This is a genomic window from Novipirellula herctigrandis (assembly GCA_007859835.1).
Lineage (GTDB): Bacteria > Planctomycetota > Planctomycetia > Pirellulales > Pirellulaceae > Novipirellula_A > Novipirellula_A herctigrandis.
The window spans coordinates 527742-549058 of sequence record SJPJ01000001.1 but is presented as its reverse complement, the minus strand read 5'-3'; the positions used below and the strand labels follow the sequence as shown (position 1 = coordinate 549058).

The 21317-nt window shown below is 52.5% G+C and carries 16 protein-coding genes; 11 read left to right on the top strand and 5 right to left on the bottom strand.

Going from position 1 to position 21317, the window contains the following annotated elements; translation table 11 throughout:
- Nucleotides 1–10: 10 nt before the first annotated feature.
- On the top strand, nucleotides 11–1459 hold the full coding sequence (locus CA13_RS01905; protein ID WP_473087437.1) for an NAD(P)(+) transhydrogenase (Re/Si-specific) subunit beta: 1449 nt from the start codon (nucleotides 11–13) through the stop codon (nucleotides 1457–1459).
- A gap of 77 nt (nucleotides 1460–1536) precedes the next feature.
- On the opposite strand, the gene CA13_RS01900 is transcribed toward CA13_RS01905, so the two are convergent.
- Nucleotides 1537–2742 carry a PEP-CTERM sorting domain-containing protein gene (locus CA13_RS01900; protein WP_419193832.1) on the bottom strand — a complete coding sequence of 402 codons (1206 nt, stop codon included), beginning with the start codon at nucleotides 2740–2742 and terminating at the stop codon, nucleotides 1537–1539.
- Between the two features lie 174 nt (nucleotides 2743–2916).
- On the bottom strand, nucleotides 2917–4389 hold the full coding sequence (locus CA13_RS01895) for a type VI secretion system contractile sheath domain-containing protein (protein WP_146394272.1): 1473 nt from the start codon (nucleotides 4387–4389) through the stop codon (nucleotides 2917–2919).
- 738 nt (nucleotides 4390–5127) lie between these two features.
- Between CA13_RS01895 and CA13_RS01890 the strand changes: the two genes are divergently transcribed.
- The 10 genes from CA13_RS01890 to CA13_RS01845 all read left to right on the top strand — a co-directional run bounded on the left by CA13_RS01890 (nucleotide 5128) and on the right by CA13_RS01845 (nucleotide 17902).
- The gene (locus tag CA13_RS01890) at nucleotides 5128–5991 is read left to right on the top strand and encodes an RnfABCDGE type electron transport complex subunit B (protein WP_146394270.1); all 864 of its coding nucleotides are present in this window, start codon (nucleotides 5128–5130) and stop codon (nucleotides 5989–5991) included.
- Nucleotides 5992–6072: 81 nt separating this feature from the next.
- Entirely contained in the window at nucleotides 6073–11040 is a 4968-nt protein-coding gene (locus tag CA13_RS01885; RefSeq protein WP_419193831.1) for a 2-oxoacid:acceptor oxidoreductase family protein, read from the top strand.
- Nucleotides 11040–12401 (top strand): electron transport complex subunit RsxC, encoded by a 1362-nt coding sequence (gene rsxC, locus CA13_RS01880; RefSeq protein WP_419193830.1) that lies wholly within the window; start codon nucleotides 11040–11042, stop codon nucleotides 12399–12401. The genes CA13_RS01885 and rsxC overlap by 1 nt, the downstream gene beginning before the upstream one ends.
- On the top strand, nucleotides 12299–13420 hold the full coding sequence (locus CA13_RS01875) for an RnfABCDGE type electron transport complex subunit D (protein WP_473087436.1): 1122 nt from the start codon (nucleotides 12299–12301) through the stop codon (nucleotides 13418–13420). Before rsxC ends, CA13_RS01875 begins: the two co-directional genes overlap by 103 nt.
- Nucleotides 13417–14100 (top strand): RnfABCDGE type electron transport complex subunit G, encoded by a 684-nt coding sequence (locus tag CA13_RS01870; protein ID WP_146394266.1) that lies wholly within the window; start codon nucleotides 13417–13419, stop codon nucleotides 14098–14100. Before CA13_RS01875 ends, CA13_RS01870 begins: the two co-directional genes overlap by 4 nt.
- Nucleotides 14101–14103: 3 nt before the next feature.
- Nucleotides 14104–14754, top strand: coding sequence for an electron transport complex subunit RsxE (gene rsxE, locus CA13_RS01865; RefSeq protein ID WP_146394264.1), 651 nt, complete (start codon nucleotides 14104–14106; stop codon nucleotides 14752–14754).
- Nucleotides 14751–15332, top strand: a complete 582-nt coding sequence (locus CA13_RS01860) for an electron transport complex protein RnfA (RefSeq protein ID WP_146394263.1) — start codon at nucleotides 14751–14753, stop codon at nucleotides 15330–15332. The genes rsxE and CA13_RS01860 overlap by 4 nt, the downstream gene beginning before the upstream one ends.
- Before the next feature lie 123 nt (nucleotides 15333–15455).
- Nucleotides 15456–15653, top strand: a complete 198-nt coding sequence (locus CA13_RS01855; RefSeq protein ID WP_146394262.1) for a hypothetical protein — start codon at nucleotides 15456–15458, stop codon at nucleotides 15651–15653.
- 90 nt (nucleotides 15654–15743) lie between these two features.
- Nucleotides 15744–16604: a ferredoxin reductase domain-containing protein gene (locus CA13_RS01850; protein ID WP_146394261.1), complete on the top strand. Its 861-nt coding sequence runs from the start codon at nucleotides 15744–15746 to the stop codon at nucleotides 16602–16604.
- 5 nt (nucleotides 16605–16609) lie between these two features.
- A complete protein-coding gene (locus tag CA13_RS01845; protein ID WP_146394260.1) occupies nucleotides 16610–17902 on the top strand; it encodes a sodium:calcium antiporter in 1293 nt (430 codons plus the stop codon).
- A 60-nt stretch (nucleotides 17903–17962) separates the two neighbouring features.
- Here the strand turns inward: CA13_RS01845 and CA13_RS01840 are convergent, their stop codons facing one another.
- From CA13_RS01840 to CA13_RS01830, 3 genes are all read right to left on the bottom strand, one after another.
- Nucleotides 17963–19279: a Gfo/Idh/MocA family protein gene (locus CA13_RS01840; RefSeq protein ID WP_146394259.1), complete on the bottom strand. Its 1317-nt coding sequence runs from the start codon at nucleotides 19277–19279 to the stop codon at nucleotides 17963–17965.
- Between the two features lie 37 nt (nucleotides 19280–19316).
- On the bottom strand, nucleotides 19317–20144 hold the full coding sequence (locus CA13_RS01835) for a sugar phosphate isomerase/epimerase family protein (protein ID WP_146394258.1): 828 nt from the start codon (nucleotides 20142–20144) through the stop codon (nucleotides 19317–19319).
- A 286-nt stretch (nucleotides 20145–20430) separates the two neighbouring features.
- A complete protein-coding gene (locus CA13_RS01830; protein ID WP_146394257.1) occupies nucleotides 20431–21300 on the bottom strand; it encodes a homocysteine S-methyltransferase family protein in 870 nt (289 codons plus the stop codon).
- Nucleotides 21301–21317 lie beyond the last annotated feature (17 nt).

Genomic DNA, 21317 nt, shown 5'->3' with positions numbered 1-21317 from the left:
CTCGCAAACCATGGTGGACAACTTGAGTTACTCTTCCGTCGGCTTGTTAGCCAATGACAGCTTTCCCCTGAGCCAATCGCTTGCAACGGTTGCCTATGTCGTCGCCGCCGTATTGTTCATTTTCAGTCTAGCGGGGTTGTCGCACCAAACGACTGCCAAGCGGGGCAATGTGCTTGGCATTGTCGGAATGATCGTGGCGATCGTTGCGACTGCGTTTGGCGTGATGACGGGCGGATTTTCGGTCGTCGCTTTCGCCATCCTTCCGGCTGTGGTGATTGGTGCCGTTTTGGCTGCTCGAGTGCCCATGACGGGGATGCCCGAGTTGGTGGCACTCTTGCATAGCTTTGTCGGCTTAGCAGCGGTGTTGGTTGGAATATCGAGTCACATTGAACCTGGCGTCGAGGTGATTCCTTCCGAGGAACTGATTCACGCGATTGAGATTTTCGCAGGCGTTTTTATTGGAGCCGTTACCTTCACTGGTTCGATTTTGGCGTTTTTGAAGTTGCGCGGATCCGTGTCAGGCAAAGCGATCACGCTGCCGGGGCGGCATGCGCTGAACATTGTGATGCTTGTCGCGAGTGGTGCTCTTGGTGTCTGGTTCGTTCGAGCCGACACAAACGCTGCGATGGTGCCGCTGCTGATCATGACGGCAATCGCATCGGTACTCGGCATCCATATTGTCGCTGCGATTGGCGGTGCCGATATGCCGGTGGTGGTATCGATGTTGAACTCGTATTCCGGGTGGGCAGCTGCGTCGGCCGGTTTCATGCTCAAGAATCACGCGTTGATTATTACTGGTGCATTGGTCGGCAGCTCGGGAGCGATTCTTTCCTACATCATGTGCGAAGCGATGAACCGGAGCTTCTTCAGCGTCATTATGGGCGGTTTTGGCGGTGGATGGAGCGGGCCGGCAGCCGAGATTGAAGGGGAGGTGACAGAGTATTCGGTGAACGACACGGTGGAATTACTCGAGGAGTCGCAGAGCATCGTGATCGTTCCAGGCTATGGGATGGCGGTTGCCCAGGCCCAACATTCCCTCGCCGAAGTGGTCAAAGAATTGACGAACCGAGGGAAAGAGGTTCGCTTCGCAATCCATCCGGTCGCCGGTCGATTGCCCGGCCATATGAACGTGCTTTTGGCCGAAGCGAATGTGCCCTATGACATTGTGTTGGAGATGGACGAGATCAACGAGGACATGAGCGGCACCGACGCTATTCTCGTGATCGGAGCCAACGATATCGTGAATCCAGCGGCGCTGGACGACCCTAACAGTCCGATCGCGGGAATGCCTGTGATTGAAGTTTGGACCGCGAAAACGTGTGTGGTCATGAAACGCGGGATGGCGACTGGCTATGCGGGTGTTGAGAATCCATTGTTCTATAAACCGAACACACACATGTTGTTCGGTGACGCAAAGGCCAACGTCGATTCAATCTTAATGGCGCTCAAAGGGAGTTAACCGAGTCATGCGAAAGCGCGCCATGCGTCTCCGTTTTGTGTCGATTCGGTTTCTTCCGGAATCCGCTCCTTCGGGAATCAGCGGCGTCGTTTTCGCTTAACAAAAACAAATGCCGTCATTGCGAATAACGCCAACGATGAAGGCTCCGGAACAGCGGTTGCACTGGCAAAGAAGACTGCGTTCCGATCGGCGGTCCCATCCATGTTGTCATCGAGGTACGCCGTAAAGACGAAGTTTCCTGCATCGTTCAACATCCCCTCGCGAACCAGTAGACTGGTGGCGACTCCGCCATCCAACGTCGCTCCCACGCTCAGCACGCGATCGGTCGCTGGATTCCCACCGATAAACAATCCTGCTACTCCGCCGGCAGTGGCGTTGAATAGTACATCGCCATGATTGTTAATCACCATCCCGGCTTCCGAGATCGAATTAAAGTCGGAATGATCTGCGATGATGCTGCTTCCGACACCACTGGTGTAGAGGTATAGATCTCGCACCGCGGAGCTGATTTGGTCATCCGGAGTGCCGTAATAGGCGACGTCACCGGAATCGTTGATGTCAACGATGTTCCCGAATCGCCGTAGCGGTCCTAAAGTATCGTCAACCGTAATGATCCCCGAAGATGTGTGAATGTGAATTCCATCTCGAAACGTCTCGCGAAGCGTCCCACGTGCCACCACGTCCCCCGAGGCGTTGATATCGGGCGATGGTGGTCCGCCGCTGCCGTATGTCAAGTACTCGCTGTTTGACGCGTCTGAGAAAATCCGACGTGATGACCCGCCGGCACGCCGTGTCCTTACCTCATAGTTGCCCGACGAATTTTCCAATGCAGCAACGACATCGCCCGAAGCATTGATGCCATAGACGTCAACGCCTCGTGAGCTGCTGAATAGTTCCACAACGCCTGTGTCATCAGCAACGTATCCTTTCGATCCGTTGTCGAAGGCTATCGCCCCAGCGTCATTGATAGGGACCTGGGTAATGAACGAGCCCGTTCCTAAATTGACCGAGGCGCCGGAATCCCAACGCATGATGTCACCCGTCGTCAGGCTGCTGCGGACAACGTAGGAAACTTGGTTGTTGTTATTCAGCCCAGGGAAAAGGCCTAGGTTTCCTGCATTTCCGATTGGTCGATCGGCAACCTTGGTGAATTCGTAGGCGACCTCTCCACGAACAAAACTAGCACCCCAGCCAGCGAAAACTATGCAAAATGCAAACGCGAGAATTGATTTACCGCGGCGTGTCGGGAATTGTGTCATCTGGTTATTCGCTATTCGGGTCATGAGTCCCATCTTTTCGAGATGATAAGTTGGACCATTCGGATTTCGCTTCGGAGCCATTCGTTTCAGGTAATATAGGATAATCTCCAACCGCACGCAGGTAAACGCTCGGCCAAATAACACTATTGTTAAAGGGCGGTTGCAGCGGCTCAAGCGGCAATTTGGGGCGATGTACGATTACCAGCGTCCGCTTAGCGGCCCGCCGTTAATCGAGCACCAGCCCCGAATTTGAACCTGGTCTCGGTTGCGGAACGATACGCACGGCATCACGCCAAAGGACTTAACCGCATCGATCATTTCGTCGGTAAGCAAACATTCGGCGCATGGGTGTGCCACCGATTCACCCTGTTCGCGATAAATCCATACCGGAAGATCGCCTACGGTATGGATCTCTCCGGGGGTTAACGCCGATCCAGACTGACCGAACGATTGTCCAAGCAGCATCGCTACCAAGAAAGCAGAATTTCCCCAAAGCAGTTCACGTGGATTCGAGTCGTCGCTCATCTCTTCGAAGTCAAAGGATTCAATCGAACGCGTGTTTGCACCATAGGGCAACCGCAATGTGAATCGGGGCCAAACAAGTCCAACGTGTGACGACGCTGGCATTTCTCGCAGCGTTTGCCACTGATTCGTTGCCTCTCGAGACGCGCTTTCCTGTTCGGACGATTGGTTGGTGTTGGGAGTACCGAAAAAATTCGAGCTGGCTCCGGCAACGTAGGCTGCCCCAGCGGCTTTCGCAACGGCTGCCATTTTAGAAAGTGCAACCGCGTCACCGGTTGTCAAACCGTATCGATAGTTTCCCAAAATCAGCGACCAGGGTTCGCCACCAGGCGTCTCGACCGAGCGTTCCACTAGCAATCGATAGATTCCCGTCGAACGCAATTTTTCGTTTGATTCCAGGTCCTCCGCAAGCTCTTGTTTCGATATGTCGATCAGGTAGATTTTTAGTTGAGCATCCGTTTCGAGTCCGTAGACAAGCTGTTTCATCGCGAGCCAGGCAGATTCGAGCTCACGAAAACTTGGATGTTTGATTAACGCTTGCATCGTCGTCTGGATCGCTTGATCGACACAGCGTACTAGTTCGGGTTGTCGCGGATCGCTTTTGGCTTCACGGTAGGGGGCAACGATTTCGTCGACCAAGCGGTTCCAATCATATGCCTTCGAGACGACCGATTTGGATTGGCTTGATTCGCCAAGGATTTGACTTATTGCGTCCGCCCCATCGACCACGACGGGTTTGCTCGACTCATCGGTTGGCGGAGATGGCTTTTGTGTCGTATCGGCAGAATTGATTTGGACTCCCCAACCAAGCACCTCGGTCGCAGCTTGGTCGAACGTGTCCGCCTTTAGCAAACGTCGACGCAAGCTTCGAAGCGAAGCAAACATGTCCAATTCGTTAAACAGTGTGTCTGGATGGAAATCGTCGAGATTGCAGAACCGAAGCGAAATGGGGTCCTGGTCCGGCATCTCAATCGTATGGTCCAACTCGACGCCAAGTCGCTCCATGCAGTCTTCTAGATTGTCCCTGTCAATCGAAAGTGGACGGCGACGAGCCAGGGCGTCACCGATTTCATGAACACCTCGATTTTGGCGACCGCTGAAATCACCAAGGACAGCAATGCGAAACAGTGGGTTTGGTTCAACAGGCATTGCGACAACTCACGATCGAGAAGGACGTAGTCAGAAACGCTTGGAGATCTTTCGAAACAAAACATGGTCAGTCGACTCTCATAGCCTTAGTCTACCCGATTGGGGGACTTGTTAGGCAAATCAAGCGATGAATTCCTAAGCCAAACAACCTCGCGGGTGAGGACGCGGCGATCGTCAACGCAGTCTGGGGCAGGGGCACCAGCGCTGGTGTAAAGCCTTTAGTCGACTGGGCAGGGGCGATTTGAGTGTCTCCTTCGACAGAAAGTGTGTCTTTTCGTCAGAACCGGATAGGTCGAGGAATTGGATGCCCTCGCATGGGACGGACTTCCCTGCAGCAGCGTTTTGAAGTACCGCCATGATAGGGCGGTATATCGTCGCGGTTTCGCCATTCAGAGCGCGAAAACATTTTTGCAATTGCTTCGATCGACTTCTTCTGTGCGGTTCGATGCACAAACGCAAATTCGCATTTGCACCGAATACAACGGGACTTTGTGCAGATTCACGATGCCAAACCGTTGTTTTTCACAGCGTTGGGTGCGAAAAAAGCTGCACTTGTCGTTGTCGTTGTAATCCATGTATTTCCGGTTTTCATTCAACAAGAACCTCAAAACGCTTATTGCCTAATCAAAAAAAATCGGCAAGGATAAGGCCGCGTTGATTGGTTGGCGAAGCGATGTTTTATCGTGTACGTCATCTTCAACACCAAAGAAGTGAGCGAGAAGCTAGCTTAGGATAACCATGCTTATTTTGAATGCGGTTGCGACGATCGGTGGACTGACGTTTGTGTTGGCTTCGCTGCTTGTGGTTGCCAACCGCTATCTCCACGTCATCGAAGACCCTCGGATCGGAACGGTCGAGGATATGTTACCTCACACCAATTGTGGTGCGTGCGGGTATCCTGGGTGTCGCGCTTTTGCCGAAGCACTCGTTAGCGGCGAAACCTCGCCAGCGAAATGTTCCGTTGGCGGCCCCAGTGATCACGAACGTGTTGCAACCTACCTTGGTGTGGACGTCGGTGCACAGGAAAAGCGAGTCGCCCGGTTATCGTGTGCTGGGGGAAGCAACGTCGCTCGCGACCGCGCTGTCTACCAGGGGCATCAATCGTGTGCGGCTGCCGCCTTGGTCGCCGGTGGTGGCAAGGCCTGCTTTTGGGGTTGTCTGGGAGTTGGGGATTGTGAAGTCGCTTGCGATTTTGACGCGATCACGATGAATGCCAACGAACTTCCCGTGGTCAACGAAGACCTCTGCACTGCGTGCGGCGATTGTGTTGAGGCTTGCCCGAAAGATCTATTCTCGATCCATCCTGCTAAGGACCGGTTATGGGTCGCCTGTTCGTCACTTGAACAAGGTGACGAAGTCTTAGCAGAATGCGAAGTTGCATGCACCGGTTGCACACGATGTGCGATGGATGCACCGGACCAAATTCAAATGAGAAACAGTTTACCTGTAATAGACTATACCAAAGGCCCGCTGACGGCCGAGCCCACACAGCGTTGTCCTACCGGGGCAATCGTTTGGCTCGACAAAGATGTTGGCCCGGTCAAAGGCCAAGCGGCCAAAAAAGTGATCCGCCAAGGCGGCATCCACAATGCAATAACCTAGTACGTAAAGCCTAGCGCTAGTGTCCAAGTCTTAGCCGCCCAAACGTCGGATTGCTCGACGCCCGGTACGGTTGAAAGTTGGATGCAATCTAAACCACTCATCACCACCATTCCTGATAAAATCATGGCAAAACCAGCAACTGAATTTAAATTTCCTGGCAAACGCGGCGCGGTCGATGGCAACACGGCTGTGATCCTTTGTGAACGTGAAGGAACCGACGCGGCGGGAGCCTACCCCATCACGCCATCGACTCAGATGGGTGAGTACTGGGCCGAAGCGGCCGCACAAGGTTATGTCAACACCTCCGGTCGACCACTGATCTTTATCGAACCCGAAGGTGAACATGCCGCTGCGGCAGTAACCGCCGGATTGTCGATGACCGGGTTGCGTGCGAGTAACTTCTCGTCCGGCCAAGGAATCGCTTACATGCACGAGTCGCTCTATGCGGCTGTGGGCAAACGGCTCACCTATGTCCTCAACGTCGGTGCACGGGCGATGACGAAGTCGACATTGAACGTCCATGCCGGTCATGATGATTATCACTGTATGGACGACACCGGATTCTTCCAGATGTTCGCCAAGGACGCACAAGCGGCCGCTGACCTGAACATCATCTCGCACCGAATTGCTGAGTTAGCACTGACGCCCGGTGCGATTGCACAAGACGGCTTTTTGACCACTCACTTGATCGAATCGATCCAGATTCCTGAGCGTGACTTGATCGCCGAATACCTTGGTAATCCTGAAGACATTATCGAGTCGCCGACCGGAGCTCAGCAAATTTTGTATGGCGACAAACGCCGACGCATTCCGGAGGTTTGGACGGTTGACGATCCGATGATGACCGGCACGGTGCAAAATCAAGATTCGTACATGCAGAGTGTCGCGGCACAACGCCCCTACTTCTTTGATCATATTCCTGAGCTGACTAAGCAAGCCCTGGACGAATACTTCGAGCTTACCGGACGCCGTTATGATCGCGTGATGACGTATCGCGTCGAGGACGCCGACTACTTGATTCTCGGTCAAGGCAGTATGGTTCCTACCGCAGAAGTCGTCGCGGACTATTTGCGTGAAAGCCGCGGCATCAAAGTCGGCGTGGTCAACTTGGTCATGTTCCGGCCTTTCCCTGCGGATATGCTTGGCAAAATTTTGAAAGGCAAAAAGGGCGTTGCTGTTCTAGAACGTCTGGACCAACCTTTGGCTGTCGACTTGCCTTTGATTCGTGAAGTCCGTGCGACGCTGAGCCGTTGTATGGAAAACGGTCGCGACAAGAAAGAAATGCCGTATCCCGAATTGGAAACCTACACGTCGCTTGCTGATGCACCATCGTTGTATTCCGGTTCGTTCGGAATGGGCAGCCGCGACTTGCAACCCGAAGGGATCATTGCAGCGATCGAAAACATGCTGCCTGGCGCGGCGAAGCGAAAGTTCTTCTACTTGTCGATCGACTTCCTGCGTGAGACGCCGGTAAGTCCAAAGCAGAAGATTCACCAAGAGACGATCGAAGACAAATATCCGAAAATCCGTGAGCTGGCGATTCGCGGATCGGAAAATCCAAATCTGATGCCCGATAGCAGTATCACCGTCCGAATGCACTCGGTCGGCGGTTGGGGGGCGATCACCACGGGCAAAAACTTGGCAATGACGTTGTACGATTTGCTTGATTACCACATCAAAGCGAATCCGAAATACGGTAGCGAAAAGAAGGGTCAACCGACGACCTATTATTTGTCGGCTTCGCCGGAACCGATTCGCGTCAACAGCGAGTACTTTTACGTCGACGTGGTCTTGTCGCCTGACCCGAACGTGTTTAACCACACCAACGCGTTGGCAGGTTTGAAAGAAGGCGGTGTCTTTATCATCCAAAGCGATGCCAAGAGCCCTGCGGAAATGTGGGCCAGCATCCCTGAGCCTTATCGGCGAATTATCGTTGACAAGAAGATCAAACTGTTTTACCTCGATGCCTTCCAAGTCGCACGCGAAGTCGCTAGCGATTCGGACTTGCAACTGCGGATGCAAGGGATTGCCTTCCAAGGTGCGTTCTTTGCTGCATCACCAGTGGCCGAGAAAGCGGGTTTGTCCGAACAACGGTTGCTCGATTCAATCCATGCCCAATTGCAGAAGAAATTCGGTGGCAAGGGTGCTCGTATCGTTGACGAGAACATGCAGGTTGTGAAACGGGGTTACGACGAAGTACAACCTGTTCCACACGGCGAAGTTGCACAGCCCGGTTCGAACGGCCATGCGGGATCGTCGGAACCATCGCTGCCGATGGTGCTCAAGTCGACGCCACGAAGTCAATCGCCGACCACCGATATCCATCGGTTCTGGGAACAAACCGGTTCCTTCTATGCTCGCGGGATGGGCACCGACACGATCACGGATCCGTTTGTGGGGCTCGGTACGATTCCGGCTGTGACAACGTTGTTCCGTGACATGAGCGGTATTCGTTTTGAGTACCCTGAGTGGGTCGCTGAGAACTGTACCGCTTGCGGAAAGTGCTATACGGTTTGTCCCGATACGGCGATTCCCGGGTTGGTGAACGAAGTCAATCAAGTCTTTGAAACGATTGTCGACCGAGTGCGAAAGCACCACGGCGATCTAAAACACTTGCCTCGACAAGCTCGCAAGGTGGAGAAGCGGTTGCGAGAATTCTTGAGCGATTCGGAAGAGACTGACAACGTCGGCAAGATGATTGACGGTGCGATCGCCCAAACGATTCGTGACTTGAAGTATGAACCGGAAAAGAACGAAGAAGTGAAAAAGGAACTGGCTTTGTTCCGCGAAGAACTCGGCGATTTCCAATTCTCGCTGTCACGTCCTTACTTCACTAACAAAGAAAAAGAAGCGGTTGGTGAAGGCGGACTTCTCAGTATCACCGTCAATCCGTATACCTGCAAAGGTTGTATGGAATGCGTCCAAGTTTGCGACGACGACGCTCTTCGCCCCGCGAAACAGACCGATGAAGCAGTCGCGAAGCTGCGACGCAATTGGGACGTTTGGCAAGACTTGCCAACCACGCCACAGAAGTACAGTCGGGTTCAAGACCTAGAAGAAGGCATCGGTGCCCTCGAAACGATGCTGCTCGATAAGCGAAACTATTCGGCTTTGGCCAGTGGTGATGGTGCCTGCCTCGGCTGCGGTGAAAAGAGCATCGTGCATATCTTTACCGCTACGGTCGAAGCTCTGATGCAATCGCGAGTGGTCAAGCATGTCGAGTATCTCGATGGTTTGATCGCCAAGATGGAAAGCCACATCCACCGTAAGCTGATTCAAGAAATCGACGTTAGCGATCCTAATGCATTGGCAGCGATCATCGAAGAAATCGGATCGGGCGACGTAACGCTCGGCGGAATCGCAGGCATGGTCGAGCAAAAGAGTGGTGGCCAACCAATCGACCAAGAATGGTTGTCGAAGATCACCAGCATGTTGGCTGATCTTAAAAAATTGAAGTGGCGTTACACCGATGGAACCACTGGCAAAGGTCGCGCTAACGCAGGCATGGTCAACTCGACCGGTTGCTCTTCGGTTTGGGGCAGCACGTTCCCATTCAACCCGTACCCATTCCCATGGGCGAACCATTTGTTCCAAGACGCAACGTCCGTTGCTTTGGGATTGTTCGAAGGTCACATGAGCAAGATGGCCGAAGGGTTCAAAGCGGTCCGTATGGTTGAAAACGAATTGGCCGGCGGCAAACCGCTTGACGATTCGATGACCTACTTCAATTGGGAACAATTTACTGACGAAGAGTGGGAATTGTGTCCGCCAGTGGTTGCGATGGGCGGTGACGGTGCGATGTACGACATCGGTTTCCAGAACCTTTCCCGAGCGATGATGTCGGGTAAACCGATCAAGGTGGTCGTGCTCGACACCCAAGTCTATTCGAATACGGGTGGCCAAGCCTGTACGTCAGGCTTCTTTGGCCAGATTTCGGACATGGCCCAGTACGGCAAGGCGACCAAGGGCAAGCCCGAAATTCGCAAGGAAATCGGCTTGATCGGAATGGCACACCGAACGACCTACGTGATGCAAAGTTCGATTAGTAATCCGAATCACTTGATCGAAGGGTTTATCGAAGGCTTGAAGACTCGTCGCCCAGCGCTGTTCAATCTCTACACATCATGCCAGCCAGAACACGGCATCGGTGACGATATGAGTGCGAATCAAGCGAAGATGGCAGTTGAATCGCGAGCCTACCCGTTGTTTAAGTACAACCCCGACCATGGTGTATTGCCTGAGGATTGTTTCAATCTTGACGGCAACCCGTCGATGGATGATACCTGGCCAACGTACGAATTGAACTACATCGACAATGGTCGCAAGAAGTCAATGGAAATCCCGATGACGTTCGCTGATTTTGCTGCGACCGAAATTCGGTTCCGCAAACATTACCGCGTCGCACCGATCGAAACATGGAGCGACAAGATGGTGCCGGTTGCTGAGTTCTTGGATCTGTCCGAAGAAGATCGTGAAGGGAAATTCCCGTTCATTTGGAGTGTCGGACGGGATCAGGAATTGATGCGATTGTTGATCGCCGAACCCATTGTCCGGTCGTGCGAAGATCGCCGAGACTTCTGGGCGATGTTGCGTTCGATCGCGAAGGTCGGTGAACCAACAATCGACCGTGGTGCGATCGAGAACGAAGTTCGCCAAGAGATGACTCAACAAATTGCGGCCGGTATCGCCAATATGATGTCCGGTGGAACCGCCGGTGCAGCGGCAATACTCGCCGCACCTGTTGCCCCGGGCACGGATGGCGAAGCGTCCGCAAATGGGTCGGCAGCCGCGAGTGGAGACTCGATGTCGCCTTGGATTGATACGCCCGAGTGCACGTCCTGTGACGAGTGTATCAACATCAACAAGAAGATCTTCAAGTACAACGACAAGAAGCAAGCTGTGATCATTGATGCAAACGGTGGTCCGTATTCTGATTTGGTGAAAGCGGCCGAGAAATGCACCGCTAGGATTATTCATCCTGGCTTACCGAAAGATCGCAGTGCGAAGGATGTCGACAAGTGGATCGCTCGGGGTGAAAAGTTTAACTGATGATGATTGACGCAGTGAAACATCTCTTTGGCGTGAAAACGTTCGCGCACGGGATTCATCCACCAGACTCGAAAGAGGGTACGCGCGAATTACCGATTCGCCAATTCCCTTTTTCTCCCCTGCTGGTCGTCCCATTGTCCCAGCATATTGGGAAGCCGGCGATTCCCATCGTCGGCGAGGGTGCCGAAGTGACACGCGGCCAAATGTTGGCTAAACCCGATGGGTTCATGTCGGTCGCAATTCACGCGCCAGCGACCGGCGTGATTAGTCGGATTGGGTTAACACCTGCGATCAATGGAAAAATGACTCCCGGTTTTTTTCTGGAGCCGTACGAAGCGTCGACACAAGAGGTCCTTGAAGGACCGCCGGTGAACGCTGAAACGGCGACTCCCGAAGAGATCTTAGAGGCGATCCAATCGGCTGGTGTCGTTGGTCTTGGCGGTGCTGGGTTTCCAACGCATGCGAAATTGAAGGTGCCCGAAGGCCGCAAGGTCGACGTGTTGATTATCAACGGTGCCGAATGCGAGCCTTATTTGACAACCGATCATCGCGTGATGCTTGAGCATGCCGACGATGTTATGCGAGGCATTCCGTATCTGTTGCGTGCGACCGGTGCCGAGCGTGTCATTATCGCTGTCGAATCAAATAAGCAAGACGCGGCCGAGTCGCTACGCAAAGCGATTCCTCCGAATTCGCCGATCTCGGTGGAAGTGTTGCCGGTGAAGTACCCGCAAGGCGCCGAGAAAATGTTGACCTCCGCATTGGTTGGTCGCCAAATTCCATCCGGCGGGTTGCCGCTCGATGTGGGGGTGATTTGCACCAATATCGGGACGACCGCAGAGATTGGTCATTTGTTGCCGCAAGGAATGGGGCTCTACGAACGAGTGATCACGGTGGGCGGACCGGCGGTTAAAAAGAAGGGGAACTATCGCATCCCGATCGGCACACCGCTGCGATATATTCTCGAACATGTGGGCGTTGAAGATGATATCACGACCGTGGTGATGGGTGGCCCGATGATGGGTGCGGCTGCATCGAGTTTAGATATTTCGATTACAAAAGGTTCCACTGGTGTGATCGCGTTTACCGAACGCGAGACGGGGCGAGTGAACAACCTAACCGAATACCCTTGTATCAAATGTGGTGCGTGTGTCGATGCGTGCCCGATTTTCTTGAATCCGTCTCAAATGGGACTGCTTGCCAATAAAGGTCAGTATGACGTCATGGTAGACGACTTCCACTTGCGAGATTGTTTCGAGTGTGGCTGTTGCACATTCGTTTGTCCTTCCCACATTCCCTTGGTCCAAAAGTTTCGCGTTGCCAAAGCAGCGGTTCGGAAAGCGTCGCAGGTGGCGAAGTGACCCGGTTAGCAAAAACACTCACCATCCGAAGCTCACCGCATATTCGAGCCAATTCGGGTGTTGATACAATTATGTTCAACGTCGTGCTTGCGATGTTGCCCGTCTGCTTTTACTCCGTTTATGTGTTTGGTTTGGCGTCCCTATTGGTGCTGGTTACCGCAACGGTTAGTTGTGTATTGACGGAACACGTCTTGTGTCGCATCAATGGCAAACCGACCACAATAGGTGATTGGTCAGTCACGATCACTGGGATTTTATACGGCTTGACGTTGCCTCCTTCGTTGCCACTTTGGATGGTGTTCGCTGGCGGAGTGATTGCAGTGGCCGTCGCAAAGTACTTGTTCGGTGGGCTTGGCTATAACACGTTTAATCCGGCATTGGTTGGACGGGCGATCTTGCAAGCGGCGTTTCCCGCAGCGATGACGACTTGGCCCGACGCTCCGGTGAATCGATACGGTTCGCTGCCATCATCAACCTTGGCTCTGCCACTGACCAAACCTGTCTATGACGGTGTTTCTGGTGCGACGCCGCTTTCCGATTGGAAATTCAATCGTGTTGCATCCGACACCGGCGATTTGTTCATGGGAACCATCACGGGATCGACTGGTGAAACATGTGCTTTGCTGATTTTGATTGGCGGCATTTATTTGGTCGCCCGCAAGATGATGAATTGGCGAATTCCGGTTTCAATTCTTGCAACCGTTGCGATCTTTACCGGCATTTTGCATTTGATCGATCCTGAGAAATTCGCTGGACCATTCTTCATGTTATTCTCGGGCGGTCTGATGCTCGGGGCTGTGTTTATGGCCACGGATATGGTTGGCTCACCAATAACGCATACTGGCACGGTCATCTATGGCGTGCTGATCGGGGTATTGGTGGTATTGATTCGCGTTTGGGGTGGTATGCCCGAAGGCGTGATGTACGCGATTCTGATCGGTAATGCCGTTACGCCTCAAATCGATAGTTGGATTCAGCCTCGTGTGTATGGAACCGTCAAGCAGAGGCCGGCATCATGAGTGATACAGAAACAAAGGCACCTGAGGGCGATAGTTCAGCAGGGAAGATTTACGGCGTCGTATTGAGCGTCGGTGTGGTGTGCAGTTTGCTGATCGTCAGCACCTATGAATTCACCAAACCGATTATCCAACGCAACAAAATAGCAGCACGCGAATTGGCGATTCTAGACGTGATTCCCGCGGCCGTATCAAGTGAAGCTTATCTGCTTGATGAAGCGTCTGGCGAATTCCAGGCAGCCGGGGAGGGCGTTGAGGATGCCAATTTGGTTTTCGCCGGCTACAACGCAGAAGGCGAATTGGTCGGGCTGGCCTTGGGCGCACGCGGGATGGGATACCAAGATTACATCCAAGTGCTTTACGGCTACTCGCCCCAGCAGCAAGCGATTGTCGGAATGAGCGTTTTAGAAAGCCGGGAAACGCCTGGACTCGGCGACCGCATTCAAACGGATGCAAATTTCACGGCGAACTTTGAAAAGTTGGACGTTACGGTTGAGGGCGACAAGTTGGCGCATCCGATTGAATTCGTCAAACCAGGGGAAAAAAGCGAGCCGTGGCAGATCGACGGGATCAGCGGAGCGACGATTTCATCGCGAGCCACCGCAGACATGCTACATGAAAGCACCGGCGAATGGATTCCCAAGGTACACAAACGGACCAACGATTTTCGAGGGGAAGAGTAAACGATGGCGGTTGGCCTTGAAAAGGACGTCCCTTTGGGGACTAACGATTTCCTCGATGGTGTGCTTAAACGCAATCCAGTGTTTGTACAGGTATTGGGGATGTGTCCGGTATTGGCGGTGACCAATACTGGCATCAATGCGCTCGCCATGGGAATGGCGACGGCATTTGTGTTGCTGTGTTCCAACATAGCGGTATCGTTGCTGCGGAAAATCATTCCGCCGCAAGTGCGTATTGTCACATACATTTTGGTGATCGCCACATTTGTGACGATCGTCGACTACTTGATCCAAGCCATCAGTTTGGATCTTCACAAGGCGCTCGGTGCCTTTATCTCGTTGATTGTTGTTAACTGTTTGATTCTCGGGCGTGCCGAAGCGTTTGCTTCGAAGAACGGAATTCGTCGTTCAGTGTTTGATGCGCTCGGCATGGGGCTTGGCTTTTTGCTCGGACTTCTCTGCTTAGGCGTTGTCCGCGAGATCATGGGGAACGGAAGTTTGTTCGGGTTTCGCATCTTTGGCGAGTCGTACCAAGAGTGGACGATCATGATGTTGCCGCCTGGTGGATTTTTTACTCTCGGTGCTTGGTTGCTGTTCATTAATTGGATGAACCAACGGCGAGCAGCGAAGGCGGAAATGGAAGGAGCATCGAAATGAGCGACGCATCGCTTTGGTCAATATTTATTAACGCGTGCTTGATCAATAATTTTGTGTTGGCGTACTTCCTTGGGATTTGTCCGTTCTTAGGCGTTTCAAACAAGCGAGACACTGCGTTACGGATGGGCGCGGCGGTGACGTTTGTGATGGTAGTCAGTTCGATGGCGGCGTTTGGTATTCACTTGCTATTGCAAGCCGTTGACGCGCCCTACCTTGAATTGATCTCGTTCATCGCGGTCATCGCATCGACTGTTCAATTGGTCGAGATGTTCATCAAGAAGATGAGTCCGGCGTTGTTCAAGGCGCTCGGTATTTTTTTACCGTTGATCACAACGAACTGTGCGATTTTGGCTGTCGCTTTGTTTCAAACCAATCGTGGTTATGGGTTTCTGCAATCGATTGTGTTTGCAATTGGAGCCGGAGTCGGATTTACATTGGCCCTCGTTTTAATGGCGGGATTGAGAGAGAAATTGGAGCTCGCGAAGACGCCTGAAATGGTCAAAGGAACGGCGATCACGTTGATCCTGGCTGGGCTGCTGTCGGTCTGTTTTATGGGATTTGCGGGGTTGTTTAATTAGACACTCGGTAAAATGAGGGCGTTTTTGGTAGCTAGGATTTGGCTGTAGGAAGTGGCGGGACGCCAACACAGTGCATCCACAGAAACTTTGATGCGTAAGTATCGCAGCGTACAGGAATCAACGATGATCGAATCTTTTCTCAAACCGGTAATCGGAATTACGCTAATCATGGGCGGATGGCTAGTGGTCCAGGCGATATGGCGTCGGTTTTCGGAATTGCCCGCGGGAGCGGATGCCTTGGGTGGACGCGTTGGGTGCCATAGTTGCAAATGTAGCGAGCCATGCGACAATTCGAAAATGCAAGAAAATAGCGTGCGTTAGCCTTTCAAGACTGACATTCCTGCGTTGAGTGTCAGACTTGAAAGCCCAACGTACTTTTAGATTGGAACTTAATCGAACGAGAGCAAGAGAATGCGTTTACAAGAATACGATACGAAAACACAGGTCAAGGCCAAGGTACTCCGGAGCGAGCGTTTGACTCCACCGGACTCGCGCCATGAAGTGCGTGATATTTCGATTGAGATCGAGGATCCCGATTTTGATGTTGAAGTGGGACGCAATATCGGTGTGCTGGCACCCGGTTCAAAGGAACTTGGTCAAGATTTCCACTTGCGACTATACGGTGTTGCTGATTTGCCGCAAACGTCCACCGACGGAAACAAACAGATTACGATTTGTGTTCGTCGGTGTACTTTCATTGACCAATACAGTGGCGAAGAGTACCCCGGAATAGCATCGAACTATTTGTGCGATCTCAAGGAAGGGGATTCGCTGACGGTGACGGGACCTTATGGTCAACCTTTCGATGTTCCCGATGAGAACGATGCGAATTTGATTCTCATTTGTGCCGGTACCGGTATTGCTCCATTCCGTGCTTTCGTCAAACATATCTACAAAGATTGTCCTGAGTTTACCGGTCGCATTAAGCTGTTCCACGGTGGGCAAACAGGGCTCGATTTATTGTATCGAAACGACGAAAAAGATGATTTTGCGATGTACTATGATCGCGACACTTTCGAAGCGATCGATGCACTGAGCAAACGACCAGGTTGGACCGAGAAAAGCGGGTGGGGTACCGCGATGCTTCAACGAGCCGACGAACTTAAAAATTTGCTTAGCGACCCCAAAACGTATGTTTATGTCGCAGGCGTGGAACGTATTCGCGACGAACTAGACGAAGTCTTGTCGACAGTGGTTGGCGCTACGAAAGATTGGCCAAAGCAAAAGGCTGAATTGGAGTCGGAAGGACGCTGGGTCGAGTTGCTATACTAGAGTGTATGGGAATCGTTGTTCCGCTTGCTCTGATTATTTTCACTTGCTTGCTAATTCGGCGAGCCTGTGATGGGTTCGAAGTAGCCTCCGAGTATATCGGGCGGAACCTTTCGGAAGGGGTCCGGGGCGGATCGATCAATGCGATTTCCAGCTCCATGCCAGAGCTGTTGACGACGCTCATTGCACTCTTTGTTCTATCGGATCGAGATGGTTTTTCGGTGGGCATTGGCACCACCGCCGGTAGTGCGCTGTTTAACACGATGATCATTCCCGCAGTATGCATTCTAACCGTGGTGGGAACGGTGGTCTGTAGTTCGCATGTCAGTTGCGTACGTGTTTCGACCAAAGTCTTATTGCGTGATGGTATCTCGCTTATCTTTTGCGAGTGCGTCTTGATCCTGCTGATCAATGGCAAACAATTGCATTGGTGGCAAGGACTGGTCTTAATGACTCTGTACCTTTGTTACTTCGCCTACATGCTGACTTCGATGAAGAGTCAGAGCGAACGGGTGGCTATAGCAAGACAGCAAAACCGCAAGACCGAAGAAGTGGCGAAGCGGTCAAGGTGGGCTCTAATGGCTAGCCGATTGGTTTACTGGATATCACTGGGGCCAATCATCGACTTAGAGCGATGGTTCGTTCGAGAACACCACTTGGAACAAATTGAAAATGGGAAGTGGAACGGTTGGCCTTTGCTGGTTACCTCGACTACGGTGATGGGGATTGCATGTTGGTTTTTGGTGATCGCATGCGAGTGGCTCGGGACAGGCAATGTCGAGCATCCTTCCTATTCCCTGTTTGGGTATGAGCTCCATGGCGTGGGCATGCCCCCAATGTTTGTCGCGGTTATTTTTGCGTCGATGGCAACGAGCGTTCCAGACATGGTGATGTCGCTTCGCGACGCGCGAGACGGTGACTATGACGACGCGGTCGCTAATGCGCTGAGCAGCAATCTGTTCGATATCTGCATTGCCTTAGGTTTTCCGCTGTTCCTGTTCACGTTGATTCACGGACCGATTGATATGTCGGAAGAAGTGGTAAATCAAAGTGGCGAACTGCGACTCATCCTACTGGGGTTAACGATCGTCGCCTTGTCGATTTACTACACCGGAAAACGCCACGTAACAGCCACCGGGGCGAAGGTCGTGGAGATGCGCCGCGGAAAAGCAGTGGCCCTTTTAACAATCTATTCTCTATTCGTGTGTTACATCATTGGCGTCAGCCAGAACTCTCCGGTCGTTCAAATCATCTCGACCTTCCTGCGAGGTATCCTCGATACACTTCCCCATTTAGGATAGGTCGATGATTGCCGATTCTAACGGTTGCGGCAAATTTGAAGAACGTTTGATAGAGTTTCGTTAGACCTGCGGCCATTCGTAGCCTTTTCGGACAGGCCGCGTGAGCATCGCGTTGGCTTCTTGATCACCTACAAATTGTTCCGCATCCGGATCCCACTTAAGATTGCGTCCCAACAGTCGACCGATGTTAAGCAAGTGACAAATCGTTGCACTGCGATGTCCAATTTCGACGTCTGCTATCGGTAATTCGCCCGAATAGCAACAATCAAGCCAGTTACCGACATGGCTTTCGTTTTTTCGTGGATGTTTGTCTAGCAATTCTTTTGCCATTTCTCGCGGATTGGTACCTAAACGCTGCCGAAAGATTTCCATCTTGCCCTTTGTACCGATGAAAATTCCACCACCGCGGTTGCCGCTTTCTAACCGTACGGTCAGTCCATCGGCGTATCGATAGCGAAGACGTGGTTGTGAGCAGAGTGTGTTGCCACGTTTGGAAACTTCGGGTTCCGTATAGGTCGGCAATTCTAATGCAGGACCGTCCACTAGGATTTCGGTCGGCCCCGTTAAATCCTTACCGAGCGCACATTGAATTTGGTCAAACCCGTGAGCGCCCCAACCGGTCATTTCGCCACCACTGTAGGGCATAAATGATAACCACCCTGGTTTGCCGCGCGGAATATAGAGCTCGGGGTGATAGGGAACCAGTTCCGTTGGTCCACACCACATATCCCAGTCGAGTCCTGCGGGGACAGGCTGTGCGGGCAACGCACCATGCCACGGGCTTTCATAGTTCGCCGAGATCACTTCTTGGATCTTGCCCAAACCTCCTTGGCGTACAAATTCACAGCCAATAAAGTTTTCTCTCATCGACCTTTGCATTGAACCGGTTTGAAAAGCGATGCCTGTGCGACGTGCCGCCTTTACCATCAACCGTCCTTCAGGGATTGTTAGCGTCAAGGGCTTTTCGGCATAGACATGCTTTCCGGCCAACGCGGCTGAGATGCAAACATTGGCTCGCCAATGCTCGGGTGTTGCCGTCGTAATTGCATCGACATCGTCACGATCAAGCACTTTTCGATAGTCTTGATAGACGGCTTTCGCGCCAACCCCTTTGGCGATTCCCTCGGCACGTGGTTTGTTGACATCACAAACACAAACGACCTCCGTACGAGGGTCCTTGATAGCTTGCTGAAAGATGGATCTTCCTTGGCGGCCAACGCCAATCCCCGCAACCGTGATCCGATCATTCGCTCCAGGACGATCACCCTGTGCCAACGCCGTTCGTGGGATGATCGTTGGAAATGCGAATGCTGTCGCCGTTGTCAGCGTTGCTTTTTGGAGGAAATTGCGACGTGTCGTTTTCGAGGTGGGATGCATAGCGAGCTTTATTCAGTGGTGAGGTGGGAAGGATGCGTTAGCCAATAATGGACTTTAGGTGGGTGAAACTGCGTTCGGCTTGGTCCAACGTGCCGCATTCGACACTGAGCACGATGTCTTGAGGGACGCTGCGACAAATCGAAACGATTCGTTCCCAGTCGATGACTCCTTCGCCGCACGCACAACCGACAGCCGTTCCCATGACTTTGCCTCGTTCGGCATCGGATTGTTCGACCGAAATATCTTTGGCATGAATGTGGATCACGCGGTCTCTGACTCGGTTGAGCCACTCGTGCGGGTCCTCTCCGCCAAGGTAAGCATTGCCGGTGTCAAAGTTGGCACCAAGGTTGGGCGAATCGACCAAGTTAAGGCAGCGATCATAAAGCTCAGGAATCAGTGAGTACGTTTGGTGCATCTCAAATCCAATCTTGATGCCGCGTCGCTCACAAACTTTCAGAGCTTCCATTAACGAGTAACGGATCAACACAAAGTCTTCTTCTTTGGTTGTCCAAGGTTGTTTGTGTCCCTCGTGCGTGTTGATGATTGGCGCGCCCGCTTCTTTGGCAAATCGAGCAGCTTGTTTCAAGTACTCCACCGCAATTTCAGGTTTGGATGCCTGGGAATGCGATGAAAGCGCCGACAATTTCAAACCATGCTTTTCCACTTCGTCACGAACGCGGAACGGATCGTCAAGCATCGAAACGCTGTGGAAGTATCTCGCTTCACTGAGCAGTTCGCGTCCCCAATGCACCATCGGTTCGATGTATTCGTACCCAATCTCGGCAGCAAACTGAACACCCCATTCAAACGATTTATGTGATGTTCGAACTGCTTCCAAGTTCAATCCAATTCCGACTTTACCCATCTATATTCCTAGCTCTATATTTATTTCATTTGTAGTACTTTTTGAAACAACAAGCATCAGAACGAAAGAAACGTTCTGAGCGTGTCTCCACGACGGCCATTCTAGCGGGCTCGACTGTCGATACCACCGCGCCATATTGCCAAAATAATGGTCGGGTTTTGTCAGTTGGCTTTTGACCGTGCGAGCGATAGCGAACGCACCCTTGAGCTCAGCGAGCCATTGTGGAAACAGAGAGAGACTGTTTGAATATCAGGTGGTTGATAGAAAGTCGAAGGGCGCGGTTGAGTTAGCCAATCGATCTTTTCAACTCGCGTATGAAATCAGGGCTAGTACCACAGCAACCGCCGACGAATCGGGCACCAGCGTCAACGAGGGCCGGTGCGAAATGGCCAAATTGTTCGGCGGAGGTGCGATAAACGACTTCGCCGTTTTCCATCTGCGGCAGCCCGGCGTTTGCTTTGATCCAAATTGGCAAATCGGTAGCGGCGGCAAGTTGACTGCAGACTCCAATATAAGATTCGATACCCTGACCACAATTCGCTCCGATAACATCGGCCCCCGCATCGGTCAGCTCCTTTGCGAGCTTCTCTGCCGTATCGCCCATCATCGTGCGATCGAGGTCTTTCCCTGAATCGAACACCATGCTAACGGCCACGGGCAAGCCAGTCCTTTTAGCAGCCGTCAATGCGATCTTGGCTTCGGCCAAATCCGACATTGTCTCGACCAACAATGCATGGACGCCGGCGCTACAAAGCGCCTCGGCTTGTTCGGTGAACACGTCATTCAGTTCCGCCTCGCTCACTTCACCGGTCATGAGCATTTTGCCACTTGGGCCGATCGATGCGAACACGGAGGCTGCATCGGCTGCGGCACGTAGTGATACTTCGGCACCGGCACGGTTGATTGCCTCGACTTGACCGGACAACTCGTAGCCTTGCAGTGCGATGCGGTTCGCACGAAAGGTGTTGGTCAAAACAACTTGGCTGCCGGCTTGAACGTATGCTCGCGGAACTTCTTCGACTTTGTCTGGACAACTTAAATTCAATGAATCGGGGCATTCGCCGTCATTGAGCCCGAGTTGTTGCAGCTGAGTTCCCCAAGCGCCGTCAAGGATCACAGTTCCGTGGGAGAGCAAACGCTCGATGAGTGGGGCCATATTAGTCGATTCCTATT